The sequence below is a fragment of the Polaromonas sp. CG_23.6 genome (assembly GCF_029892315.1).
GTDB lineage: Bacteria > Pseudomonadota > Gammaproteobacteria > Burkholderiales > Burkholderiaceae_C > Polaromonas.
The window spans coordinates 26,745-51,508 of sequence record NZ_JARXUY010000002.1 but is presented as its reverse complement, the minus strand read 5'-3'; the positions used below and the strand labels follow the sequence as shown (position 1 = coordinate 51,508).

At 58.4% G+C, this 24,764-nt stretch carries 22 protein-coding genes and 4 pseudogenes; 17 read left to right on the top strand and 9 right to left on the bottom strand.

Annotated elements, in window-relative coordinates; genetic code table 11:
• Positions 1-148: 148 nt before the first annotated feature.
• The 9 genes from H4V98_RS19705 (at position 149) to H4V98_RS21615 (ending at position 7,801) form a co-directional block, all read left to right on the top strand.
• On the top strand, positions 149-2,242 hold the full coding sequence (locus H4V98_RS19705; RefSeq protein ID WP_280757897.1) for a penicillin acylase family protein: 2,094 nt from the start codon (positions 149-151) through the stop codon (positions 2,240-2,242).
• A 9-nt stretch (positions 2,243-2,251) separates the two neighbouring features.
• Entirely contained in the window at positions 2,252-3,589 is a 1,338-nt protein-coding gene (locus H4V98_RS19700; RefSeq protein ID WP_280757283.1) for an IS4 family transposase, read from the top strand.
• A gap of 14 nt (positions 3,590-3,603) precedes the next feature.
• Positions 3,604-4,095 (top strand): penicillin acylase family protein, encoded by a 492-nt coding sequence (locus H4V98_RS19695; protein ID WP_348535238.1) that lies wholly within the window; start codon positions 3,604-3,606, stop codon positions 4,093-4,095.
• A gap of 137 nt (positions 4,096-4,232) precedes the next feature.
• The gene (locus H4V98_RS19690) at positions 4,233-4,907 is read left to right on the top strand and encodes an IS6 family transposase (RefSeq protein ID WP_280757895.1); all 675 of its coding nucleotides are present in this window, start codon (positions 4,233-4,235) and stop codon (positions 4,905-4,907) included.
• A 241-nt stretch (positions 4,908-5,148) separates the two neighbouring features.
• The gene (locus H4V98_RS19685) at positions 5,149-5,562 is read left to right on the top strand and encodes a fasciclin domain-containing protein (protein WP_280757894.1); all 414 of its coding nucleotides are present in this window, start codon (positions 5,149-5,151) and stop codon (positions 5,560-5,562) included.
• A gap of 74 nt (positions 5,563-5,636) precedes the next feature.
• Complete coding sequence (locus H4V98_RS19680) at positions 5,637-6,092, top strand: fasciclin domain-containing protein (RefSeq protein WP_280757893.1); 456 nt, start codon at positions 5,637-5,639, stop codon at positions 6,090-6,092.
• A 52-nt stretch (positions 6,093-6,144) separates the two neighbouring features.
• Positions 6,145-6,936, top strand: coding sequence for a DUF1295 domain-containing protein (locus H4V98_RS19675; RefSeq protein WP_280757892.1), 792 nt, complete (start codon positions 6,145-6,147; stop codon positions 6,934-6,936).
• A gap of 139 nt (positions 6,937-7,075) precedes the next feature.
• A complete protein-coding gene (locus H4V98_RS19670; protein WP_280757891.1) occupies positions 7,076-7,543 on the top strand; it encodes a DUF2177 family protein in 468 nt (155 codons plus the stop codon).
• A gap of 36 nt (positions 7,544-7,579) precedes the next feature.
• The gene (locus H4V98_RS21615) at positions 7,580-7,801 is read left to right on the top strand and encodes a cation transporter (protein WP_348535237.1); all 222 of its coding nucleotides are present in this window, start codon (positions 7,580-7,582) and stop codon (positions 7,799-7,801) included.
• 512 nt (positions 7,802-8,313) lie between these two features.
• On the opposite strand, the gene H4V98_RS19660 is transcribed toward H4V98_RS21615, so the two are convergent.
• The 3 genes and pseudogenes from H4V98_RS19660 to H4V98_RS19650 all read right to left on the bottom strand — a co-directional run.
• Entirely contained in the window at positions 8,314-9,621 is a 1,308-nt protein-coding gene (locus tag H4V98_RS19660) for an IS4 family transposase (protein WP_280757922.1), read from the bottom strand.
• Positions 9,618-10,346 (bottom strand): annotated as a pseudogene (locus H4V98_RS19655) (IS3 family transposase); the annotation flags it as partial. The gene H4V98_RS19660 and the pseudogene H4V98_RS19655, both read right to left, overlap by 4 nt.
• A 15-nt stretch (positions 10,347-10,361) precedes the next feature.
• Positions 10,362-11,228: pseudogene (locus H4V98_RS19650) on the bottom strand (Tn3 family transposase); the annotation flags it as partial.
• Positions 11,229-11,298: 70 nt separating this feature from the next.
• Here H4V98_RS19650 and H4V98_RS19645 point away from each other — a divergent pair.
• The 4 genes and pseudogenes from H4V98_RS19645 to istB all read left to right on the top strand — a co-directional run bounded on the left by H4V98_RS19645 (position 11,299) and on the right by istB (position 15,343).
• Positions 11,299-11,805, top strand: coding sequence for a transposase (locus tag H4V98_RS19645; RefSeq protein WP_196864799.1), 507 nt, complete (start codon positions 11,299-11,301; stop codon positions 11,803-11,805).
• Positions 11,802-12,872, top strand: a complete 1,071-nt coding sequence (locus H4V98_RS19640) for an IS3 family transposase (RefSeq protein WP_196864798.1) — start codon at positions 11,802-11,804, stop codon at positions 12,870-12,872. The genes H4V98_RS19645 and H4V98_RS19640 overlap by 4 nt, the downstream gene beginning before the upstream one ends.
• Before the next feature lie 155 nt (positions 12,873-13,027).
• A pseudogene (istA, locus tag H4V98_RS19635) lies at positions 13,028-14,547 on the top strand (IS21 family transposase).
• Positions 14,540-15,343, top strand: coding sequence for an IS21-like element helper ATPase IstB (gene istB, locus H4V98_RS19630; RefSeq protein WP_280757890.1), 804 nt, complete (start codon positions 14,540-14,542; stop codon positions 15,341-15,343). The pseudogene istA and the gene istB overlap by 8 nt, the downstream one beginning before the upstream one ends.
• A 201-nt stretch (positions 15,344-15,544) precedes the next feature.
• Here the strand turns inward: istB and H4V98_RS19625 are convergent.
• A pseudogene (locus H4V98_RS19625) lies at positions 15,545-17,662 on the bottom strand (Tn3 family transposase); the annotation flags it as partial.
• Positions 17,663-17,825: 163 nt separating this feature from the next.
• Between H4V98_RS19625 and H4V98_RS19620 the strand changes: the two are divergent.
• Positions 17,826-18,401 (top strand): recombinase family protein, encoded by a 576-nt coding sequence (locus H4V98_RS19620; protein ID WP_181375641.1) that lies wholly within the window; start codon positions 17,826-17,828, stop codon positions 18,399-18,401.
• 32 nt (positions 18,402-18,433) lie between these two features.
• Here H4V98_RS19620 and H4V98_RS19615 read toward each other — a convergent pair whose 3' ends face one another.
• Positions 18,434-18,571 carry a helix-turn-helix domain-containing protein gene (locus H4V98_RS19615; RefSeq protein ID WP_280757889.1) on the bottom strand — a complete coding sequence of 46 codons (138 nt, stop codon included), beginning with the start codon at positions 18,569-18,571 and terminating at the stop codon, positions 18,434-18,436.
• A gap of 164 nt (positions 18,572-18,735) precedes the next feature.
• On the opposite strand from H4V98_RS19615, the gene H4V98_RS19610 reads away from it, so the two are divergent.
• Positions 18,736-19,536: a DUF4113 domain-containing protein gene (locus H4V98_RS19610; RefSeq protein ID WP_280757888.1), complete on the top strand. Its 801-nt coding sequence runs from the start codon at positions 18,736-18,738 to the stop codon at positions 19,534-19,536.
• 230 nt (positions 19,537-19,766) lie between these two features.
• On the opposite strand, the gene H4V98_RS19605 is transcribed toward H4V98_RS19610, so the two are convergent.
• The 3 genes from H4V98_RS19605 to H4V98_RS19595 all read right to left on the bottom strand — a co-directional run bounded on the left by H4V98_RS19605 (position 19,767) and on the right by H4V98_RS19595 (position 20,642).
• Positions 19,767-19,910 (bottom strand): hypothetical protein, encoded by a 144-nt coding sequence (locus H4V98_RS19605; RefSeq protein ID WP_280757887.1) that lies wholly within the window; start codon positions 19,908-19,910, stop codon positions 19,767-19,769.
• A gap of 10 nt (positions 19,911-19,920) precedes the next feature.
• Positions 19,921-20,064 (bottom strand): hypothetical protein, encoded by a 144-nt coding sequence (locus H4V98_RS19600; RefSeq protein WP_280757886.1) that lies wholly within the window; start codon positions 20,062-20,064, stop codon positions 19,921-19,923.
• A gap of 323 nt (positions 20,065-20,387) precedes the next feature.
• On the bottom strand, positions 20,388-20,642 hold the full coding sequence (locus H4V98_RS19595; protein ID WP_280757885.1) for a helix-turn-helix transcriptional regulator: 255 nt from the start codon (positions 20,640-20,642) through the stop codon (positions 20,388-20,390).
• Positions 20,643-20,919: 277 nt separating this feature from the next.
• Here H4V98_RS19595 and H4V98_RS19590 point away from each other — a divergent pair, with 277 nt between their 5' ends.
• Both H4V98_RS19590 and H4V98_RS19585 read left to right on the top strand, forming a co-directional pair.
• Positions 20,920-21,219, top strand: a complete 300-nt coding sequence (locus tag H4V98_RS19590; protein WP_280757884.1) for a hypothetical protein — start codon at positions 20,920-20,922, stop codon at positions 21,217-21,219.
• A 701-nt stretch (positions 21,220-21,920) separates the two neighbouring features.
• Positions 21,921-23,258 carry an IS4 family transposase gene (locus H4V98_RS19585; RefSeq protein ID WP_280757283.1) on the top strand — a complete coding sequence of 446 codons (1,338 nt, stop codon included), beginning with the start codon at positions 21,921-21,923 and terminating at the stop codon, positions 23,256-23,258.
• Positions 23,259-23,905: 647 nt separating this feature from the next.
• Here the strand turns inward: H4V98_RS19585 and H4V98_RS19580 are convergent.
• On the bottom strand, positions 23,906-24,232 hold the full coding sequence (locus tag H4V98_RS19580; protein ID WP_280757883.1) for a hypothetical protein: 327 nt from the start codon (positions 24,230-24,232) through the stop codon (positions 23,906-23,908).
• Between the last annotated feature and the right edge of the window lie 532 nt (positions 24,233-24,764).

Here is a 24,764-nt window from a genome sequence, read left to right as displayed (position 1 = left end):
TTTCTGACTTCCAGAGTCAAATCCTTAACTTGGGTAGATTGGCTCTGGCTGGGTCAGTGAATCGGTATCAAGCTAAAACGTCCCAGGGGTTGGGGGCGTGGACCACCTGGGAGGTATTTCAGCAGCCTGCTAAGCTCTTGTAACAATTTTGAAGAAATTTCTCCATTGGTCTAAAGTCAATCTATATTCATTTAACGCTAAAAAATCTATGACTTATATTTTAATCCAACAACGTACTGCAACTATTATTACAGCGTTGGTAGCATTGGCGGGATGTGCCACAAGCAATAACAATAATGGGGATTTAAATAGCACGACGGATTTAAAAAGTGTTACACAAGATGTCGAAATCATTCGCGATAAATTTGGTGTTTCGCATATTTATGCGCAGAACCAGCATGATTTGTTTTTTGCGCAAGGCTGGAATGCAGCGCGTGATCGCCTTTGGCAGCTAGATCAGTGGCGCCGGAAAGGTGAGGGTAAGATGGCGGAGCAGTTTGGACCGCGCTTTGCATCGCAGGATAGGGCGGCGCGCCTTTTCCTCTTTCGCGGGAATCTTGATGCGGAGTATGCAAGCTATCATCCAGAAGGAAAAGAAATACTCACAGCATTTTCCGACGGAATTAATGCTTATATTGCCGAGGCAAAGGCTGATCCGATAAAAATGCCAGTCGAGTTCAAGTTGACAGGCACTGAACCTGGAAATTGGAGTCCAACCTCATCATTGATTCGGATTTACGGCATTACAAGAAATGTTGTTAAGGAGGTGAATCTGTCGGAGCGTATTAACGCCCTTGGTGTTGCGAAAGTGCAGGAATTAAGTTCCTTTCAGCCGCCCATAGATCTTAAAGTCCCGGCCGGGGTGAATTTGGGATTGATTACCTCCTCGATCTTGGTAGATTACAACCTTGCCCATAAGGGTTTGCCGTTTCAAGCAAGTGATTTTCCGAGAAGTCCTCTCAATACAGCAGCGCTAGAAAAATTTGTTGCTTCGTTGTCGACGGGAATCGGTAATACAGATCCGACAGACGAACAGCGCGAAGCCTTGACCCATGAGAGCAACAACTGGACGATCTCGGGGAGTAAAACTCAATCCGGGAAACCAATACTTGCTGGCGATCCGCATCGCTCAATTGCCATGCCATCGCTTCGTTATATGGTGCACTTAAATGCTCCAGGTTGGAATATGACGGGAGCTGGAGAGCCTGCGCTCCCAGGCTTGTCCATGGGCCACAACGAGCGCATTGCGTTCGGACTGACCATCTTCGCCTTTGGTGATGAAGAAGATCTCTATGTCTACGATACCAATCCAGCGGCGCCCAATCAATACCGATATCAGGGAGGTTGGGAAGTGATGAAAGTCGTACCGGAAACCATCAAGGTGCGTGGTCAAGCGGACGTACAAGCGAGTTTAAAATTTACTCGTCACGGCCCAGTTCTGTATGAGGATGCGGTTAACCATAAAGCATATGCAGTTCGAGCTGCCTATCTTGAATTTCCTGGCACAGCTGCCTATCTCGCAAGTTTGAGGCTTAACCAAGCGCAAAACTGGAACGAGTTCACTGATGGCATGGCGCATCACTTTACACCTGGTGAAAATATGGTATATGCCGATGTAGATGGCAACATCGGCTGGATTGGTGGGGCATTGGCTCCGATTCGCGGGAAGTCAGATTGGTCCGGCTTACTCCCGGTATCAGGTGATGGCACTTACGAATGGAAAGGACATTTGACGGGTACGCTGCTTCCTAGTACATACAACCCTGCTGCTGGCTTTTTGGCGACTGCAAATGAATTCAACTTACCGCTGGATTACACATATAGAAACATGTCAGCGCGAGATGGCTGGGCCGAACCATATCGACATGACCGAATCGTTGAAGTGCTTTCCGCTTCCGCAAAAACAACAGTCGCAGACTCCGTGAAGCTACAGTATGACGAAATGAATTTACCTGCGCGCAAATTGGTGCCGTTCCTAAATGGTTTGGTTTCTCCCGATCCGGACGTTTCACAAGCTCTAGATTTGCTTCGATCGTGGAACTTTGTCTCTTCAAAAGATTCCGTCGCGGCGACGATTTACGAGTTTTGGCAACCAAAAGTGATCGCCAAAGTCTCGGAGTTAGTGATCCCGCCAGCCGGTCGCAAAGTATTTACTAATCTGACCAAGCCACAAGTATTCGACAGGCTTGAAGTCATTTCGTTATACACAACTCCGGCAAAATTCCCCTCAAGAAAGATTTGAAGGAAAACGATGGGCTGGGCAGGCACTGAATTTGAGACGATAGACTTGGGCGATGAGCGGCGCAACAAGCGGGCCATCCGGCTGGTGGAGCGCTTGAGCGCCCAGCCCATGGCGAGCGTGCCGCAAGCCTGCGGGGACTGGGCCGACACCATGGCGGCGTACCGGTTCTTCGGCAACGAGGAAGTCGATTGGCGTGCGATTTTGGGCGCGCACACGGACTGCGCCAAGACGCGCATGGCCGGGCACGAGGTGGTGCTGTGCATTCAGGACACGACCGAGCTGGACTTCAACGGGCAGGAGGCCAGCGGCCTGGGGCCGCTGAGCTACGAAGCGCAGCGCGGCATGTACGCGCATCCGACCTACGCCGTGTCGACTTCGCGCGAACCGCTGGGCGTGCTCGACGCGTGGATGTGGGCACGCGAACCCAAAAACAAGGACGGCAGCCGCCCCGGCATCAAGGAGAGTGTGCGCTGGGTGGAAGGTTACGAGCGGCTGGCCGAAATGGCCGCCGAGTTGTCCGGCACCCGGTTGGTGTACCTGGCTGACCGCGAGGCCGACATCATGGAGTTGATGCGGCGTGCGCGCGCGCTGGGCACGCCTGTGGACTGGCTGCTGCGCTCCCAACACAACCGCACCCTGTCCAGCGGCGACAAACTCTGGATCTCTGTGTTGCAAAGCGAGCCTCTGGGCGAAATACGCTTTGTAATGGCCTCGCGCAAGGGCCAGCGCGCCCGTGAAGTGGTCCAGCAGGTGTGGGCGCAAATGCTCGAACTGCCCGATGGCAAAGGCCACTTTGTGCAGGCCAGTTGCATCGTGGCCAAGGAAATGCAGCCTGCCGCAGGCGACAAGCCTGTCGAGTGGCGGCTGCTGACCAATCTACCGGTGCAGAGCCTGGAGCAGGCCGCGCGCATGATTGACTGGTACCGGGCCCGCTGGGAAATCGAGATGTTCTTTCATGTCCTGAAGAACGGCTGCCGCATCGAGGCGCTGCAACTGGGAAGCATCGAGAAGATTGAGCGCGCGCTGGTGCTGTACATGGTGGTGGCCTGGCGTATCGCCCGGCTGATGCGGCTGGGGCGAAGTTGCCCGGACCTGGATGCCCAGTTGATGTTCGAGCCCGATGAGTGGAAAGCCGCCTACATCCTGAACAAGCAGAAGCTGCCAAGCAAGCCGCCCACGCTCAACGAGGTGGTGCGCTTGGTTGCCAGACTCGGTGGCTTTCTAGCGCGCACGGGTGATGGTGAGCCGGGCGTGAAAACCATCTGGCTGGGCATGCAGCGCATCCTGGACTTTGCCGCCGGCATCAGGTTCTCACGCGAGCTTCAGGCTCAGGGGACTTGTGTATAACGAAATGGCTTGAAGTGCCTGACGCATCTTTCGGCTCAAACCCTACAACAGGACGTAATGTGGTATTGCTAGGGACTCTAAAAGCCGCAGTGGCTGAAATCAAAGCCCGTCTTGGGCAAGACGCGTCCCAATGGGCTTGGGGCAAGTTACATCATATTCAATTTGATCACGAACTTGCACCGTTTCTCCCCAAAAGTACTGCCGTCAGTTATGCAACGAGAAGCTATTCAATAGGAGGAACCAACGATACAGTGCATCGTGGTACCTATCGAAATTCTGATTATCGGCAGATTTCCGGTTCATCTTACCGGCAGGTAATTGATCTTGACAATTGGGACAATTCGCTAGTGATTAGCGCGCCAGGACAGTCGGCTGACCCGGCCAGTCCTCATTATGCAAATCTGCTTGAAGGTTGGGCTACGGGCAACTATTTTCCGATGGCCTTTACAAAAGAAGCAGTAGAGTCACAAAGAGCAGACACAGTTACGCTAAAGCCTGTCAAATAGGCTAATTTTTGCATTTAATGAAAAAAGCGATGAACTCGCTTTAAAAGATTCTGTCGCATTCGCGGTCAAGCAGCTTGATCGTCTATGCTGAGTGTTTGACTGAAAAGGCTTGAAACGCGAAGCTGACCACCAAAGGAATGCGCTTCCCGATCGACATCATTTTGGTATGCCTCCGTTGGTACGCGGCTTATCCGTTGAGCTATCGCCACTTGGAGGAAATAATGCACGAGCGCGGCGTGTTTGTCGACCATTCCTCGATCAACCGCTGGGCAATCCGGTTTCTGCCCTTGCTGGAAAAAGTCTTTCGCAAGCACAAGCGCGCGGTGGGCGGCAGCTGGCGCATGGATGAAACCTATATCAAGGTCAACGGCGTCTGGAAATACCTGTACCGTGCAGTGGACAAGGCCGGCAAGACGGTTGACTTTCTGTTGACGGCCAGGCGCGACAAGGCCGCAGCCCTGCGGTTCTTTGACAAAGCCATGAAGGCCAACGGTGTTCCCGAGAAGGTCACCATGGACAAGAGCGCCGCCAACAAAGCGGCCATGGATGAAATCAATGACAGAGGTGAAACACCGGTCACTTTGCGACAAGTGAAATACCTCAACAATATCGTGGAGCAGGACCATCGCGCTGTCAAACGTATCACTAAACCGATGCTGAACTTCAAGTCATTTCGGGCCGCCAGAAATGTCCTGACCGGCATCGAACTCATGCACATGATCCGCAAAGGTCAGTTACTGCTGCAAGGCTGCATCAAGCTGTCTTTTGCCGACCAGTTTTATGCGTTGGCAGGAAAAATCCGTCCCGTTTGAGAAACTGGCACTCGTCCCCGCCAAAATCACGTTCATCAGTGGCTAACGCGACAGAACCCGCGCAAGCTGCTTGACCGCCAATGCGACAAAACCTTGCATCGCACCTTAAGGCTCCTATGCGCGCTGTCCTACGCACATGTTGTGCTCCAGCCGCCATACTTTCTTTGGGCGGCGGTTTTATCTGCCCCTGGGTCGCGCCAGACATCTCTTTGAGCAACCCACCCAAACTAGGACAACTGACATGCAGAACATTATCGACACGGCCGTTGCGGCCGGAAGCTTCAAGACTTTGGCCGCCGCGTTGACGGCCGCCGGACTGGTGGACACGCTTAACAGCGCCGGACCTTTCACGGTGTTCGCGCCCACCGACGACGCCTTCGCCAAACTACCGGAAGGCACCGTGGACAAGCTGCTCAAAGACGTGCCTAAGCTCACGGCCATCCTCACCTATCACGTGCTCAGCGGCAAGGTCATGGCAGCCGATGTGATGAAGATGGACGGCAAGACGGCCAAGACGGTTAACGGTGCCGATTTGAAGATCAGCACGCAGGGCGGTGTGAATCTCAATGGCAGCGTGCACGTAACCAAGACCGACATCGACTGCAGCAACGGCGTGATTCACGTGGTCGATGCGGTGCTGATGCCGCCGGCCTGATACCGACAGTCCCTTAAACCACTGCCGGTGCCGCCTAGCATCGGGGTACTCCTCCCCTCAATCGAAAGAGCACTATGAAAAAAAATTTCCTCGCCGCTGCAGTAATTGCCCTCGCCTCACTATCTGCCCAAGCAGCGGATATTGTCGACACAGCCGTGGCTGCAGGCAATTTCAAGACCCTAGTCACGGCGCTTAAGGCAGCCGGATTGGTGGACACACTCAAGGGCCCGGGGCCCTTCACTGTCTTTGCGCCCACAGATGAAGCATTTGCGAAGATCCCGAAGGCGGACTTGGACAAGTTGCTGGCAAACAAGGCAAAGCTCAAGTCGGTGCTGACGTACCACGTGGTCCCTGGTAAGGTCATGTCCACGGACATCAAGCCTGGCAAGGTCAAGTCGGTCCAGGGCGCGCAATTGACCATCAGCACAGCTGGCGGCGTGATGGTCGACAAAGCTAAGGTGGTTGCCGCCGACGTGGCGGCGGACAACGGTGTCATCCATGCCATCGATACGGTGCTGATGCCAAAATGACAGCGGTCGGGGTGCCCCGATTATGACCCGGGCTTAGTGTAGGCCACACGATATGCTGACCGTTGCGCTGCAAGCCTTGCTGCTGATTTACTTGTTGGCACTCTGCGCGTGGATGGTGAGCCTGAGCAAGAACGATGTCAGCATCGCGGACACCGCATGGCCGCTGTACATCCTGATTGGCGGAGCGGCCTACGCGCTGGCCGCCTCCCAAACCGGCCCCCGGACGATCGTTGTGGTCACTCTGGTAGCACTGTGGGCGGTGCGATTGGCGACTCACATTACTTGGCGCCACAGGGGGAAACCCGAAGACCGCCGCTACAAGGCCATTCGCACTCGCAACGAGCCCCATTTTCGATGGAAAAGTCTGGTACTGGTGTTCGTTTTGCAGGCCACGCTGGCGTGGGTCGTCTCTTGGCCGGTGCTCGCTGCTGTCGTGAATTTGCGACCATGGCACTGGCTTGATTCGCTGGGTGTGTGTGTCGTCGTAGCTGGCGCCTCGTTCGAAGCTGTAGCAGACTGGCAACTAGCCCGCTTTAAGTCCGACGCAGCCCATAAAGGGCAGGTTATGGACCGTGGTTTATGGCGGAACTCCCGCCACCCCAATTACTTCGGCGAGTTCTGTGTATGGTGGGGCATCTATCTGATCGCGCTGTCGGGACAGAACTGGTGGGCCCTCTCGTCTCCGGTGCTCATGACGATTCTGCTTCTCAAGGTTTCGGGCGTGGCGTTGCAGGAGATGGACATTGGCGAGCGACGCCCCGGCTACCGCGACTACATCGCCCGCACGAATGCTTTCTTCCCCAGTAGGCGGCGGCAGACAAGTCAAGTAAACCACAGCACATGATTGCCTTGCACGACGGGCCGACGTGCAAGACGCCAACATGCTGTGCTGCCTTCCGCACAGACCCATGCCACCGGCTTGAGCAAGATGAACACTTCTATGCGGCATGATTTTAAAAACCGGTTGACGCCTAACCGCGTCAATGAATTCCTTTACCACCAGATTGAAGCAGGACAAAACTAACATGCTGAATTACCTCGCCGCATACGGTGCTACTGCGTTGGCGTTCCTGGCCCTGGATGTCGTCTGGCTCGGTTTCATCGCCAAGTCCTTCTACCGCGACGCCATCGGACATCTGATGGCAGACACCCCCAACTTGGTGGCGGGCGGCGTCTTCTACTTGCTCTATCCGGCCGGCGTATTGCTTTTTGCGCTTGCACCTGCGGCTTGGTCCGGCGGCCTTACAGCTCCGGCACACGTGCCCTGGCCGCGCGCAATTTTGGCTGGAGCACTGTTTGGCTTCTTTGCTTATGCCACCTACGACCTCAGCAACCTGGCCACTTTGAGGGGCTGGCCGTTGCGCCTGACCTTAGTAGATATCGCTTGGGGCACGGCACTCACTGCTACTGCAGCTGCGGCGGGACGCTGGGTCCTAGGGCGCATGACATGAGCCGCGCCAACGCACGGGCCTGACGCGCATGCCGCGATGGCGCACTCCAAGCTGGCGATTAATGGCGCGACCGGTGCCAGCGTCGCCATTGCCGTTATGAAGTTCATGGTTGCCGGAATTACCGGCAGTTCGGCCATGTTGTCCGAAGGCGTCCATTCTGCGGCGGACACCCAAACACGCTTGGTCTTTTTACGCTTTCTGATCGACAGGCCTTCTGCGGTGTACAGGCGGTACACCCGCTTTTTGTATAGCCAATAATCATTTCCTATTCTTAAGATTTAAAGATGCTGTGATAGCGTGCCCAGCGGCTGCCAGCATTGAAATTCGCTTTGCCTTAATCAATGCAATCTTCTTCAATGCGTTCTAACTCAGCTTGGATCGCCGATTTAGGATCTGGAGTATTACTCGTGCAGAGCTTATAGCTTAGTGACATTACTCATTAAAGCAAAAAGCACCCCTATTGGGTGTAACGAAGGTGTTTCTTGATCAGCCTCAGTAAACATGACGCCCGTAGCGGGATGACGGTTCCGCTTCCGCTACATCCGGCGAGTAACATAGGAGAATTGAGTTGAAATCTATCAACGTGTCAACAAACGAAGCTACGTGCGTTTCTTGAGTGAATCGCCCCGGGTTTCGTGGAGGCCCGTTGGGTTAAGTCAGGCAGACACCGCAGCCTGACTGGCTAATTGCCGATAGTAATTCTCTTCAGCTTCGGCAGGGGGAATGTATCCGATGGGCTCCAGCAGTCGGTGATGGTTAAACCCATTTCGTTATACACAAGTCCCCTGAGCCTGAAGCTCGCGTGAGAACCTGATGCCGGCGGCAAAGTCCAGAATGCGCTGCATGCCCAACCAGATGGTTTTCACGCCCGGCTCACCATCACCCGTGCGCGCTAGAAAGCCACCGAGTCTGGCAACCAAGCGCACCACCTCGTTGAGCGTGGGCGGCTTGCTTGGCAGCTTCTGCTTGTTCAGGATGTAGGCTGCTTTCCACTCATCGGGCTCGAACATCAACTGGGCATCCAGGTCCGGGCAACTTCGCCCCAGCCGCATCAGCCGGGCGATACGCCAGGCCACCACCATGTACAGCACCAGCGCGCGCTCAATCTTCTCGATGCTTCCCAGTTGCAGCGCCTCGATGCGGCAGCCGTTCTTCAGGACATGAAAGAACATCTCGATTTCCCAGCGGGCCCGGTACCAGTCAATCATGCGCGCGGCCTGCTCCAGGCTCTGCACCGGTAGATTGGTCAGCAGCCGCCACTCGACAGGCTTGTCGCCTGCGGCAGGCTGCATTTCCTTGGCCACGATGCAACTGGCCTGCACAAAGTGGCCTTTGCCATCGGGCAGTTCGAGCATTTGCGCCCACACCTGCTGGACCACTTCACGGGCGCGCTGGCCCTTGCGCGAGGCCATTACAAAGCGTATTTCGCCCAGAGGCTCGCTTTGTAACACAGAGATCCAGAGTTTGTCGCCGCTGGACATGGTGCGGTTGTGTTGGGAGCGCAGCAGCCAGTCCACAGGCGTGCCCAGCGCGCACGCGCGCCGCATCAACTCCATGATGTCGGCCTCGCGGTCAGCCAGGTACACCAACCGGGTGCCGGACAACTCGGCGGCCATTTCGGCCAGCCGCTCGTAACCTTCCACCCAGCGCACACTCTCCTTGATGCCGGGGCGGCTGCCGTCCTTGTTTTTGGGTTCGCGTGCCCACATCCACGCGTCGAGCACGCCCAGCGGTTCGCGCGAAGTCGACACGGCGTAGGTCGGATGCGCGTACATGCCGCGCTGCGCTTCATAGCTCAGCGGCCCCAGGCCGCTGGCCTCCTGCCCGTTGAAGTCCAGCTCGGTCGTGTCCTGAATGCACAGCACCACCTCGTGCCCGGCCATGCGCGTCTTGGCGCAGTCCGTGTGCGCGCCCAAAATCGCACGCCAATCGACTTCCTCGTTGCCGAAGAACCGGTACGCCGCCATGGTGTCGGCCCAGTCCCCGCAGGCTTGCGGCACGCTCGCCATGGGCTGGGCGCTCAAGCGCTCCACCAGCCGGATGGCCCGCTTGTTGCGCCGCTCATCGCCCAAGTCTATCGTCTCAAATTCAGTGCCTGCCCAGCCCATCGTTTTCCTTCAAATCTTTCTTGAGGAGAATTTTGCCGGAGTTGTGTATAACGAAATGGGTTAAACCAGGACACCCATTCGAGCGTGGCCAACTCCAAGGATTCCTTGGTTTTCCAGGGTGCCCGGCGGTGAATTAACTCTGTTTTGTATAAACCGTTGATTGTTTCGGCCAGAGCGTTGTCATAGCTGTCACCCCGACTGCCCACCGACGGCTCGATCCCCGCCTCGGCCAGGCGCTCGCTGTACCGGATAGACACATATTGCGACCCACGGTCGGAGTGATGGATCAGGGCATCGCCCGATTGCGGTTGGCGGTCATACAGGGCTTGCTCCAGCGCATCCAGAACAAAGTCTGTCCGCATGGAACTGCTCTGGCGCCACCCCACGATTCGGCGAGCGTAAACGTCAATCACAAAGGCCACGTATTGCCAGCCCTGCCAAGTTGACACGTACGTGAAGTCCGACACCCACAACTGGTTGGGACGATCGGCCTTGAATTGCCGGTTGACACGATCCAGTGGTCGGGCAGCGGTCATATCGCCAATGGTCGTGCGCACCACCTTGCCGCGCCGGGCCCCTTGCAGGCCCAGAAATTTCATTAGTCGCTCGACGGTGCAGCGCGCCACCGTGATGCGCTCTCGGCGCATTTGCTTGTAGACCTTATCGACGCCGTAGACGGGGTCGTCACAGAAAACGGAAAATAAAGCACGTTAAGACTTGGCAAGCGGGCGCAGAGACCTAAATTTGCCTGCGCCGACCTTGGTGCTGCTGCGCCAGAGGTAGTCGCCCGTCAGGTTGATGTGCTCCCAGCCCAGTGGCGAGAGGTGCTGCAGTAGCGTGTCATCAATGCCCGGGTCGTGCCCGCGCAAGGCATTGACCACCCGCTCCAGATAAATGGTGTTCCACAGCACGATGGTCGCCGTCACCAGGTTCAGGCCACTGGCGCGGTAGCGCTGCTGCTCGAATCCCCGGTCGCGGATTTCACCCAGCCGGTTGAAGAATACGGCCCTGGCCAGCGCATTGCGCGCTTCGCCCTTGTTCAGCCCGGCATTGACGCGCCGGCGCAGCTCCACGCTTTGCAGCCAGTCCAGGATGAACAGCGTGCGCTCGATGCGCCCGAGCTCGCGCAGGGCGATGGCCAGGCCGTTCTGGCGCGGGTAGCTGGCGAGTTTTCTGAGCATCAGCGAAGCCGTGACCGTGCCCTGCTTGATCGACGTGGCCAGCCGCAGGATTTCATCCCAGTGGACACGGATATGTTTGACGTTGAGCCGCTCGCCGCTGATCATTGGCCCGAGCGCGTCATAGCTGGCGTGGCCCTTGGGGATGAACAGCCGGGTCTCGCCCAGGTCGCGGATGCGCGGCGCAAAGCGAAAGCCCAGCAAGTGCATCAGGGCAAAGACATGATCGGCGAAGCCGGCCGTATCGGTGTAGTGCTCCTCGATGCGCAGATCCGACTCGTGGTACAGCAGGCCGTCCAGGACGTAGGTCGAGTCGCGCACGCCGACATTGACCAGCTTGGTATGAAACGGGGCGTACTGGTCGGAAATGTGGGTGTAGAAAGTTCGCCCAGGGCTGCTGCTGTCCCCCTGTGTCAGACTAGTTGCCGCTCCCCCGTGATTGCGGATGATCCGCATTGGAGCGCTATTCATGACAACAAATCGACATTCAACTGAATTCCAAGAACAGGCCCTGAGCAAAGCTAGGCAACGAGGCACACGCAGCGTCCAGGACGTCGCCAATGAACTGAATATGGCGGTCGGCACCTTGAGAAAATGGATCAGCAAGTCCAACCGAAAGCATGAAGTCGGTGGCCCCGCAGCGCAACTGCCTGACGACTTACCGGCCCAATCGTGGGGCCCTGCCCAGCGCTTGCTTGCGCTGAACCAGACGCATGCCATGACGCCCACACAGCTGCATGCCTGGTGCCGGGAGAAGGGGTTGTTTGAGCACCAGCTCAAGGCCTGGGGTGAAGCTTTTTGCAGCGCCACAGCGCCTGAATCGCGCCAAGCCAAGACAGCGTTGCGTGAGCTGCAGGTCAAACACGAGGGGCTGCAGCGTGAACTGCGTCGAAAAGAGAAGGCGCTGGCCGAAGCCGCAGCCTTGCTGGTGCTACAAAAAAAGTTCCAGGCCCTGTGGGAGGACGAGGAGAAATGACCAGTTGCCAACAGCGTCAGACCCTGCTGACGCTGATCCGACAGTCCTGCGACAGCGGCGCACGTTTGCAAAAGGCCTGCGCCCTGATTGGGTTGGATGCGCGTACTGTTCAGCGCTGGAGACGCCCGGAAAACCAGCAGGGAGACCTCCGGGTGGGCGACAAACGCCGCATTACCGTGCCGCCCAACAAGTTCAGTGAGGCGGAGCGACAAGCTGCGCTGGAGGTGGTCAACAGCGATGAGTTCAAGGATCTGCCGCCCAGCCAGATCGTGCCGCGCCTGGCTGACCAGGGCCTGTATGTGGCGAGTGAGTCGACCCTGTACCGGCTGCTGCGTGAAGCCGGCCAGTTGACGCACCGCCGCCTGGAGCGGGTGGCGCAAAAACGCAGCAAGCCACGCGCGCTGGTGGCCACTGGGCCCGATCAGATTTACTGCTGGGACATCAGCTACTTGCCCACCGAGGTCCGCGGCATCTACTTCTACCTTTACCTGTTCGTGGACCTGTTCAGCCGCCGGATCGTTGGCTGGCAGGTGTACGACTGCGAGAGTGCTGAGCTGGCCAGCGGGCTGCTCCAGGCCATCTGCGAGCGTCAGGGCATCACGCCCAATCAGCTCACTGTTCACTCGGACAACGGCTCCCCGATGAAGGGGGAAACAATGCTCGCCACCATGCAGCGCCTGGGCGTGGCTGCGTCTCGCAGCCGACCGGCGGTAAGTAACGACAATCCTTACTCGGAGGCCCTGTTCCGGACACTGAAGTACCGGCCTCAACTTCCCGTCAAACCGTTCAATGGCTTGCTACAGGCGCGACGCTGGGTGACAGAGTTGGTGCATTGGTACAACCACGAGCATCGGCACAGCGCGATTGGCTTTGTGACGCCCGCTCAACGTCACATGCAAATCGATCAAGCACTTCTGGATGACCGCGCCAAAGTGTATGCTGCAGCGCGCGATGCCAACCCAAACCGCTGGTCCGGTCCGACCCGCAATTGGGACCGAATCGCAGAAGTCCACCTCAATCCGGAAACACAACAAAACCAGAACCAACTCACCCAAAAGATCGCCTGAGCATCAAACTTTTTGCGACAACTAGCTTGACATCCACCGCTGTTGACGCCAACCGAAAACTGACCCACTTATAGAGGTTGTGCCGATCCAAAACTGACTCAGGTGTTTTACTTGCCCTGCCTTATTTTTAGGCAGGAGCGAAAAAGGTGATCACCATGGAAATGTTAGGCAAGATTCGACGGATGCATTTGCGCGACCAGCTGTCGCTGCATGAAATAGCCAAGCGCACGGGGTTGTCGCGCAACACGCTGCGCCGCTGGCTCAGGGCGCCACAAGAGGTGCAGGCGCCTGTCTACAGCAGGCCCCAGGCGTTGGGCAAACTAAGCGCTTTACCGGGGAGTTGGAGCAGGCCCTCCAGGCCGATGGCCACCGCAGCAAACGAGACCGGCGCACGGCCAAGGCGCTGTTTGCGCAAATCCAGGCGGTCGGCTATGCGGGCGGCTACAGCGCGGTGACGGACTTCACGCGCGCCTGGCGCGGCAGTGCCGGCAAGGCGCCCCATGCATTCGTGCCGCTGAGGTTCGAGTTGGGCGAAGCCTTCCAGTTCGACTGGAGTGAAGAGGGCCTGGTGGTGGGCGGCATTTATTACAAGATGCAGGTCTCGCACCTCAAGCTGTGCGCCAGCCGCGCTTTCTGGCTGGTGGCCTACCCCAGCCAGGGCCATGAAATGCTGTTCGATGCCCACACACGCTCCTTCGCGGCGCTGGGCGGCATTGCCCGGCGCGGCATTTATGACAACATGAAAACGGCGGTGGACAAGGTCCAAAAAGGCAAGGGCCGGGTGGTCAATGCGCGCTTTGCCGTGATGTGCGCGCACTACTTGTTCGATGCCGATTTCTGCAACGTCGCCTCGGGCTGGGAAAAAGGCGTGGTGGAAAAAAACGTGCAAGACAGCCGCAGGCGCATCTGGCTCGATGCGCAGAAGTGCCAGTTTGGCTCGTTCGAGGCGCTCAACGCCTGGCTGGGCGAGCGCTGCCGGGCCCTGTGGAGCGAGATCCGCCACCCCGAGTACAAGCAGTTCAGCGTGCAGGAGATGCTGGCGCAAGAACTTCCCGAGATGATGCCTATGCCGGCGGCCTTTGACGGCTACGTGGAAAGGCAGGCGAGCGTATCGAGCACCTGTCTGGTCAGCGTGCAGCGCAACCGGTATTCGGTGCCGTGCGAGTTCGCCGGCCAGCGCGTGAGCACCCGGCTGTACCCGACGCGCATCTGCGTGGTGGCCGGTGATGCCGTGGTCGCCAGCCATGAGCGGGTCGTCAACCGGGGGCAGACGGTGTATGACTGGCAGCACTACATCGCGCTGGTGCAGCGCAAGCCCGGCGCCCTGCGCAACGGCGCGCCCTTTGCCGACATGCCCGCGCCCTTGAAGCAGCTCAAGCTCGGCCTGCTGCGCCACCCCGGCGGGGACCGGATCATGGCGCAGGTGCTTGCTGCCGTGCCGACGGCCGGGCTGGAAGCGGTGCTGGTGGCGGTCGAGTTGGTCGTCGAGTCCGGCGCCCTGAGCGCCGAGCATGTGCTGAACGTGCTGGCCCGGCTCAATGCCTGCGCGCTGCCCGAGACGGTGCAAACGACGCTGCAACTCGTCGATGCGCCGCTGGCCAACACCGGCCGCTACGACACCCTGCGCTGTGTCATTGGGGCGCCAGGCGGCGCGACGGCGGTCCACCATGCGTGATGTCACCGCTGAGCTCAAAGAGCTGCGCCTGCACGGCATGGCCAGCGCCTGGACGGACCTGATGGGTCAGGGCCAATCGTCAACGGCCACCTCCCGCTGGCTGGTCGAGCACCTGCTGCAGGCCGAGCACACCGACCGGGCGATGCGCTCGGTCAGTCACCAGATGAACGCGGCCAAGCTGCCCATGCACCGCGATCTGGCCGGGTTTGACTTTGGCGCGTCCAGGGTCGATCAGCCGCTGGTCAGGCAACTCGCCACGCTGGCATTTACCGACACGGCGCAAAACGCGGTGCTCATCGGTGGGCCCGGCACGGGCAAGACACACCTGGCCACGGCCATCGCCGTGGCGGGCATTGTGGCGCAGGGCAAGCGCGTGCGCTTTTACTCCACGGTCGATCTGGTCAATGTGCTGGAGAAGGAAAAGCGTGACGGCAAGGCCGGACGCATGGCCCTGAGCTTGATGCGCATGGACCTGGTCGTTCTCGATGAGCTGGGCTACCTGCCGTTCAGCCAGGCGGGCGGCGCCTTGCTGTTTCACCTGCTCTCCAAGCTGTACGAGCACACCAGCGTGATCATCACCACCAACCTGAGCTTCTCAGAATGGTCGAGTGTCTTTGGGGACGCCAAAATGACCACCGCGCTGCTCGACAGGCTCACGCACCACTGCCACATTGTGGAGACGGGCAACGAGTCGTACCGCTTCCAGCACAGCACCCTGGCCGCCAAGTCGCGTATCAAGGCGCGCGAGCAAACGCGCAAGGAGGCAAAAGCAGCGCTGCCAGGCGAGCCGCTGTGAGCCGGGCGCGCACGGGGAAATCCGCTACGGGCTACGCCCTTCGCTCCTTTCCCCGTGCCGTCTGTAAATTCAAAAAACCCAGGACAAGGAAAAATCAAAAACCAGCCGCTGAGTACACTTATCCACAGTTGCTGGTTCCAACACCAGCAACCCGCCCTGGGTCAATATTGGATCGGCAGGGTGGGTCAATATTCAATCGGCGCCGACACTGCTGCCGTATTTTGGGTTGATGTGGCCCGTGCTTTGGGCTTTGCTGGCGGTTTTGAAGTTCTGGCCATCGGACGACGAGGTGCTGCCGTCGCCCCAGTGGGCCGCCAGGGGTTGGCGCAGCTGCGTGTTGACCAGATCGGCCAGCGCCGCTGCGTAGGTCTCGTCCCGGATGTGCCAGGCCTGCAGCCACGACAGCCTGGCATGGGTCGTGCCAGGGCAGGACTCGGCCATCTTGGTCAATCCCAGATTGATCGCATCGGCCAGGATGGTCGTGAGCAGCAAGGTTTTGTCCTTAGCGCGCTCTCCTGTCTTGAGGTGCGTGAAGTGGCCGGTGAAACCGGTCCACTCGTCCACCTCCATCAGCATGTCGGTGATCTTCACGCGCGGCAGCAGCATCGCGGCCCGATCAATCAAGGCTTGTGCCGTATCGGGCAGCACGGCATCCAGCGGCGTGATTTTCAAGCCGGACGCGGTGGTGATGGTGGCGTCGGGCAGGCCGTTGGCTGCCGCCAGGGCATTGACCGTCGCCAGCTGCTGCTCCAGCAGGGACAAGCGCTCCTGCAAATACTGGTCGCAGTCGGTGGTCACGGCCAGCGGCAACTCGCTGGCCAGCTTGAGGCTGGCAAATTTGCCGGCCGGCACCAAGTAGTCCTCGAAGTCCTTGAACTGGCGCGAGCCCTGCACCCAGACATCGCCCGAGCGCAGCGCGTTCTTGAGCTCGGACAGCGCGCACAGCTCGTAGTAGCGCCGGTCAATGCCCACATCGGGCATCACCAGTTTCTCCCAGCGTTTATTGATGAAGCCGGTGGGCGCATCGGCTGGCACCTTGCGGGCGTTGTCGGTGTTCATGCCGCGCAGCACTTCAATGGCCTCAAGCACATCCCTGGCAGCGGGCGCGGCCCGCAGCTGGAGCACCTCCAGGAACTGCGGGGTGTAGCGGCGCAGCATGGCGTAGCCTTCGGCGACATGTGGCAGGAAGTCAAAACTCTCGGGCTGCGCGAGCTTTTGCGCCTCCGTCACGCTGGCCGTGAACGCGTCCCAGGACATGACCGATTCGATGGCCGCGAAGGGATCGCTGCCGCCTTGCCTGGCTTGCACCAGCGCCTGACCAATGCGCCCGTACAGGCGAACCTTGTCGTTGATGGCCTTGCCGGACGCTTGGAACTGCTGCTGATGCTTCGTTTTGGCCGCATTGAACAGCTTGCCGATGATGCGGTCGTGCAGGTCAATGATCTCGTCAATGACGGTGGCCATGCCCTCCACGGCCAGCGCGACCAGGCTCGCATAGCGCCGCTGCGGCTCGAATTTACCCAGATCGGCGGGTGTCATCTGGGCGCCCTCGCGGGCGATCTTGAGCAGCCGGTTCTGGTGGACCAGCCGTTCGATGCCGGTGGGCAGGTCCAGCGCCTGCCAGGCCTTGAGGCGCTCGATATGCTCCAGCATATGCCGCGAGTTCGGCCTGACCGGCGACAGCCGCAGCCACGCCAGCCAGGTGAGCCCGCTGCCCTCCTTGCGCTGGAGCAACTCGTCCAGACGCTGGCGGTGTGCCAGCGTCAGTGAATCGGCCAACGCTGCGTGGATACGCCGGTTGGCACGCGTGATGGCCTCGGCGCCGGCTCGCTCAATGGCATTCATGGCCGGGAGAATGATGGCTTGACGACGCAGGTTTTCGACCAGCGTGCTGGCCAGCACAATGCCCTTGTCGGTCTGCAACGCCAGCTCTGTCAGCGTTTGGACGGCTTGCCGGTAATGGCGCATGGTGAAGGGCTTGAAACCAAACGCCGTTTGCAGTTCAACCAGATGCTCACGGCGGGTCTGATCGCGCTGGCCGTACTCATCCCAACAAGCTACTGGCACCTTCAGTTGCGCGGCCACCATGCGCAGCAAGGCAGGCGATGGGGATTCATCGGCGCCCAGAATGGCGCCGGGAAATCGCAAGTAGCACAGCTGGATGGCAAAGCCAAGCCGGTTGGCTGGCCCACGATGCTGTCCAATGATGGCCAGGTCGGTATCGCTGAAGGTGCAAAGCCCGATAAGCTCGTCTTTGCCCTCGGGCAGTGCCAGCAGGCTCTCACGCTCGGCGGCTGAAAGAATGGAACGACGAGGCATCAAGGGTTCCTGGTTATGCTGGTGCGCAAACGATCGTTTGCGCAGCTATGCTGCAATGCTCGAATCCCACGGGAGAGCATGAGTTGCGCAAATATATTGCATTACTCAAACGAATGGCAACAGGTTTATAGGTGCTCCCCATCCTTTTGAAGAAAACCTCAAGATGCATATTGGCTACGCCCGTGTTTCCACCCAGGATCAGGACAACAGCGCGCAAATTGCAGCGCTCCAAGCGGCCGGTTGCACACGCATTTTTCAAGAAAAAGCATCGGCAGGACGTTGGGATCGCCCCGAGCTGCATCGGCTACTCGATCAGCTACGCCACGGCGATGTGCTCGTGGTCTGCAAGCTCGACCGGCTGTCGCGCTCGCTCAAGGACTTGCTGATGCTGCTGGAAAAGGTGCAGCTGTTGGGCGCCGGCTTTCACAGCTTGGGCGAAGCCATCGACACCACCACTTCAGCAGGCCGGATGATGATGCAGATCGTGGGCTCGTTCGCCGAATTCGAGCGTGCCATGCTGCGAGAGCGCACACGCAGCGGCTTGCTCGTCGCGCGCAAGGAAGGCCGTGTAGGGGGCCGGCGCCCCAAGCTCACCCCACGCCAGCAACAGGAAATCGTGCAGTTGGTCGCGTCCGGGCAAAAAATTGCAGCCGATGCCGCACGCCTGTTCAATGTTCACCCTTCAACGGTCGCACGGCTCTTGGCCAAGAACAAGGCGATGTCGCCCCATCAGCCTTAACGTGCTTTATTTTCCGTTTTCTGTGACGACCCCTATTTGGGTGCCTTGCTGCTTGGCGCCTTGAGCCACTTCTTGACCGTGTTGCGCGACAGCCCGGTGAGCTTTGCAATGGCGCTGTTGGAAAATTTGTCGCGCAGTTTCATGCGCCTGACCTTGCCTATCATGTCCATGGTAATCACCTTGTTCTCCTGCTGAAAAATTCAGCAGGTCAGTGGAACACCCTGGTCAATTTTGAATCGGCACTTCGGCCTCTAGGTGGTCAACTTTCGGTCGGCGACAACATGCCAAGACCGCCGAGCGCAGGCCGGGCAGCTATCCGGGCGAGCTGGCCCAGGTGTGCAATCTGGCTGCCTTGCCGGCGAGTGACCTTGATGCTATTTTTGCTGCCACCCCAGTAAAAGAAGTCTGGGGCGTCGGCCGGCGAATTGCCGCGCAGCTGGAGGAGGGCGGCATTGCCACCGTGCTGGACCTGATGCGCATGGACCCGGCGACCGTGCGCCGGCGCTGGAGCGTGGTGCTCGAGCGCACCGTGCGGGAGCTTCAGGGCTTGCCCTGCATTGCGCTGGAAGAGCAGCCGAGCCCGAAAAAAGAGATTGCCTGCACCCGCAGCTTTGGCCGGCCGGTGAGCGAGCTCGCGCCGCTCCTGGAAGCGGTGAGCGAGTTCGCCGCGCGGGCAGCTGAAAAGCTGCGCGGGCAAGCGAGCGTGGCCAGCGAAGTCTTGGTGTTCGCCCACACTTCGCCGCACCGGCCGGGCCCGCGCTTTTCGCAAAGCGTGGTGGTGCCGCTGCGCCGCCCGACGGCCGACACCGCTTGCCTGGTGCAGGCGGCCGTGCTGGGCCTGCGCGCGATCTACCAGCCCGGCTTTGCGCTCATCAAAGCCGGCGTCATGCTGCTGGACCTGGTGCCCGGCAGCCTCTACCAGGGCGAGCTGGACCTGGAGCCTGAATTGACGGGCGAGCGGGTCAAGCTGATGGCAACCCTGGATGCGCTCAACGACAAATACGGTAAAGGCATGGTGCGCCTGGCCAGCCAGGGGATCGATGACCGCACCCGCCAGTGGGGCATGCGCCAGGAGCGCCTGACGCCGGGCTACACCACCGCGTGGGCGGACATGCCGATTGCCAAGGCAGTCTGAGCGGGTCGACTGCTTTTTTAGCGCTTCCTGCACGGCCGCAGGAAACTTTAGCCAAACCTCACCGCTTCAGTTCAAGGGCAAAGCTGAGCAACACTAGTTTTCGCAACTATCGGCCCAAAGAAAGAAAACTTCATCCTGTTCATGTTCATGTTCATGTATTGGGTCTGCAGTCAAATCCAAAGCGTAGCCGTTCCTGACCAAAAGCTCAACGATTGGGCATGGCTAGCCGCCTAGCCTAGCGGCTTGAACTGCACAGGTTCCGGGCGCAGTTCAGGCTGCGGCCGGTCCCAATCAAGCAGCTCCTGGAGCTTTTGCTGCTTGCGCTGGCGCGGTTTGAGCCGGGGCGCAGCGTCCTGGCGGTAGGTCCTGGACATGGTGCGCATTTCAGTGCCGCTGGCTGCGGCTCGGGCCGCACAACTGCCACAACAGCGCCGTGTCCTGCGCGCTGACCTCAAGCGCCTGCTGGAGCCGGCGCAACTGGCGCCTCAGGCGCGGCAGTTTGGGCGGGGGCATGGATGCTGGGCGCATGGGGATCCTCCTGTTTGGGTTGTGACGGCGGCTACCAAAGGGCACCAGCCTTGCGCAAAGCGCCACCGGTTTGGTACGCGGCTTTGGCTGGCCTGCCCCATGGCCTGAAGATGCCACCGTGCGCCCGGTGCGTCATCAGAAAGGTGAACGGATCGGTGTAGGCCGGCGCAACCTCATCCATGGCAGTGCCGCAGGAATCCCCAGCGCCAACCACGCGGCAAAGGGGACGCCAAAGGTCATCGACGGCGTCCCCGTCACTCCCCCTCCTGCCGGGCCAGTTTGACCCATGGCGTACGGCTTGGGGTGTTGCTTGACTGTGTTGCTTAACCGGGCGCCAGCAGCAGCTCATACGTTTGAACACCGAACGCGGCCGCGATGCGTTCGACGTTGTCTAGCGCGATGTTTCGGGCCTGTCGCTCGACATGCGCGACAAAGGTCCGGTGAAGCCCGCATTCAAAGGCCAGGGCTTCTTGGGACCAGCCTTTGGCGTGGCGCAGCAAGACCACGTTGGCCGCCAGCAACGCCCTGGCGCTGGGGATTGGGGTTGGGGGCCGAAGAGGGTTGGGCGTTGAGGACACCCGAACATTTTGCAAACATGCCGCTTTTAAGTCAGCCGCTTTTAAGTCACAATTGCATGGACAAGCCCAGCAAGTTGCTGGGCCCAAAAGAAAAATTACGGATCCAGTCCATTGCCCAATTATGTTTTGCACCAAAGAAACTGACAAATCTTCGCTTTCGGTCCTGTCGACTACCCCCGGAGAAACCTACTGGCTGGCAGCCCAAGTGGTTTTGAATGCCCCATGGTTCATGGTGATGGCCCGGCAGGCTTACCCGATGGGCAACAAGGAGACGATCATGCACGCTAGCACGATGATGTTCAGCCGCATTGAGGAAGTCGAGCGCATGATCGCGGCGCAAGAGTTGGGCCAGCTCGAGATTGACTCGCTCCTGGTGGTGACGCCCAGCCATCTCAATGGCACCCGCAGTTGGAAGATGGAGCCGCTCAAGGCCGTGTGGATGGCCGAGGAGCCGTCGGTGCCGGGCGTGCAGGTGGCCGAAATTTACGAGACCGAGGAAGGCGTGAAGTACCACCGGTATGGCATGGACAGTGAAAAATTGAGCAACCCGATGCTTCGGTTTCGCTGGGAGGGATAAGCCCAAGTCAAGGCCGCCTGCGTTGGCAATCCGTTGCTGGTCAAGCCAGGTTTATTGGAATTGATTCCACCAAAGATGTGATCAATATGGACAATATGCCAGCTGAATATGCTCCTCCCTCCTTAAATCTCAAGTGCGGTGAGGTCAAGCAAGGGAAACGGAATGAGTCAGATATTGGTAAATTATATTGATGCACGAAATGCCAGGGGTGCACAGGTTGCACGGTCAGCCTGTAGGCGACAGTCAGGGTGCACGCGCTGGCCGGCAGTACAGAGTGGGTTTGATTTAATGACGCAGAGCAACGCTTTGCTTGGTTATTTTTCATCCCCCACATAACCGCCAGTAAAATAAATGCTGGGAAATTTCCATTCCAGAATGCGGCCCTGTCGGACCAAGAGTGGCGACGCAGACGCATTATCCAGTGATTACGGCCCAGCAACAAAAATAAACCCAGCGCCAAGTTTCAAAGCCACTGGCGCCGGTGACTTTTGTCATTATGTCTGCTGCGGCAACGCCTTGGGTTTAAAACCAGACCTTAGCGTTCGACAACATCAGAATTTGCTGAGATTCGCCATTGAGTTATCTGGCGAAAGCAATAATTTGTCCGCCGCGAAATTTCCAGCTTTTGCGTGAAGCATGAAGGCATTTCGTTATACACAACTCCGGCAAAATTCCCCTCAAGAAAGATTTGAAGGAAAACGATGGGCTGGGCAGGCACTGAATTTGAGACGATAGACTTGGGCGATGAGCGGCGCAACAAGCGGGCCATCCGGCTGGTGGAGCGCTTGAGCGCCCAGCCCATGGCGAGCGTGCCGCAAGCCTGCGGGGACTGGGCCGACACCATGGCGGCGTACCGGTTCTTCGGCAACGAGGAAGTCGATTGGCGTGCGATTTTGGGCGCGCACACGGACTGCGCCAAGACGCGCATGGCCGGGCACGAGGTGGTGCTGTGCATTCAGGACACGACCGAGCTGGACTTCAACGGGCAGGAGGCCAGCGGCCTGGGGCCGCTGAGCTACGAAGCGCAGCGCGGCATGTACGCGCATCCGACCTACGCCGTGTCGACTTCGCGCGAACCGCTGGGCGTGCTCGACGCGTGGATGTGGGCACGCGAACCCAAAAACAAGGACGGCAGCCGCCCCGGCATCAAGGAGAGTGTGCGCTGGGTGGAAGGTTACGAGCGGCTGGCCGAAATGGCCGCCGAGTTGTCCGGCACCCGGTTGGTGTACCTGGCTGACCGCGAGGCCGACATCATGGAGTTGATGCGGCGTGCGCGCGCGCTGGGCACGCCTGTGGACTGGCTGCTGCGCTCCCAACACAACCGCACCCTGTCCAGCGGCGACAAACTCTGGATCTCTGTGTTGCAAAGCGAGCCTCTGGGCGAAATACGCTTTGTAATGGCCTCGCGCAAGGGCCAGCGCGCCCGTGAAGTGGTCCAGCAGGTGTGGGCGCAAATGCTCGAACTGCCCGATGGCAAAGGCCACTTTGTGCAGGCCAGTTGCATCGTGGCCAAGGAAATGCAGCCTGCCGCAGGCGACAAGCCTGTCGAGTGGCGGCTGCTGACCAATCTACCGGTGCAGAGCCTGGAGCAGGCCGCGCGCATGATTGACTGGTACCGGGCCCGCTGGGAAATCGAGATGTTCTTTCATGTCCTGAAGAACGGCTGCCGCATCGAGGCGCTGCAACTGGGAAGCATCGAGAAGATTGAGCGCGCGCTGGTGCTGTACATGGTGGTGGCCTGGCGTATCGCCCGGCTGATGCGGCTGGGGCGAAGTTGCCCGGACCTGGATGCCCAGTTGATGTTCGAGCCCGATGAGTGGAAAGCCGCCTACATCCTGAACAAGCAGAAGCTGCCAAGCAAGCCGCCCACGCTCAACGAGGTGGTGCGCTTGGTTGCCAGACTCGGTGGCTTTCTAGCGCGCACGGGTGATGGTGAGCCGGGCGTGAAAACCATCTGGCTTGGTATGCAGCGCATTCTGGACTTTGCCGCCGGCATCAGGTTCTCACGCGAGCTTCAGGCTCAGGGGACTTGTGTATAACGAAATGGCATGAAGGGTCCGACCGCTTGGCGCTGTGTCAGATTAACTGGAAATATGAAATCGACTGCATCCAACATTATTTCTTTTGCTTTTTACAAGCATATTAATTTAATTTAAATGATGGTTGTTTGCATAGTGAAGACAAAAAAGTCTTGTTTCTTTCATGTTGACTCGACACAAACACGGCTTTGAGGACACCAAAGCTCGGTTCACAAAGAAAGGAAGCTCGATTATCAGTGCACCAAAGCTCGGTTCACAAAGAAAGGAAGCTCGATTATCAATGTGCCAAAGATGTATGGAAAAAAACCCGTCACCAGCAAGGACAGGATGTTAGATATGTGCCTGACGGCACAAATCCAAAGTTTTCCACGCTAGGTCGCTACGCACCCGTCGCGGTCCCTCAGAGCTTCGTCCCGAGACCCACTTAGCTCGCTAATAAAGCGACCCGTGTTTTGGTTTTTGCAACGCCAAGAGGGGCCACGGCTCTGAGCAAGAGGCTCCCAGTGTCGACTTTGACCTGACGGGTTTGTGTGAACAATGGAGATCAGGCTGCTTTGCGGCCTAAGCAAATTTCTTAGTTAATGTTTGCCTAGCCTGTGCGGCGTTCGATACCAAGCAAAAAACTCTTGCTGCCTTTGGCACTATGGTCACTTACCGATACGCAGCATCGCGTTCAAAGCCTCATCCATTACCGGCCCCCAAATACCTTCTGGTGGCTCGATTTTTAAGTCAACCATAGCCTTGTGGATTGCGCGTATGGACCTGACCACATCGCTTAACTGCAAAACAATTTGGTTGTCATAGGACACATCTGCTTTTCGGCCAAGAGCGGCGCGACGCATGAATTCAGCAACACACATGTTTCTGATTTTTGCTGAATGGCGAATTTTTTCATCTTCTTCTATTGTTAAAAGAATTGGTCGCCGAATCGAACGCAGTTCGGAAGGGCTCTTTTTTTTAAACAGTTTGGTCATGCCTGGATGATTTCATAAAAGTGCTTTTATTTTTGCACAAAGGGTCTCGGGGCGAAGCCCTGAGGTAACGCGACGGGTGCGTAACAACCTAGCGTGGGAAACTCTGGATTTGTGCCGTCAGGCACATATCTAGCATCCTGTCCTTGTTCATTCGGGGTAATCTGGCAGGGGATTGGCAGGGGATTGGCAGGGGATTGGCAGGGAATTGGCAGGGAATTGGAAGGGGATTGGAAGGGGATTGGAAGGGGATTGGAAGGGGATCAGCAAGGGTTTGGCAGCGGATCGGCAGGGGATTCAAAGGCGATTGGCAGGCAATCAAAAGCCGATGGGCAGGCGATTGGAAAAGGTTTGGCAGGGGATCGAAAAGGCTTTGACAGCGCTCTGGCAGGGAGTTGAAACCGAATTAGAAAAGAACTGGCAGCCAATCTGATGCGCTCCTAACTGTTTCCGGTGGCGGTCATTGATAATGGAGAATTCACGCGGCATCCCTGACGCGTCTTGGGCGCGAAGATGATGGGGCGCTAATCAAACA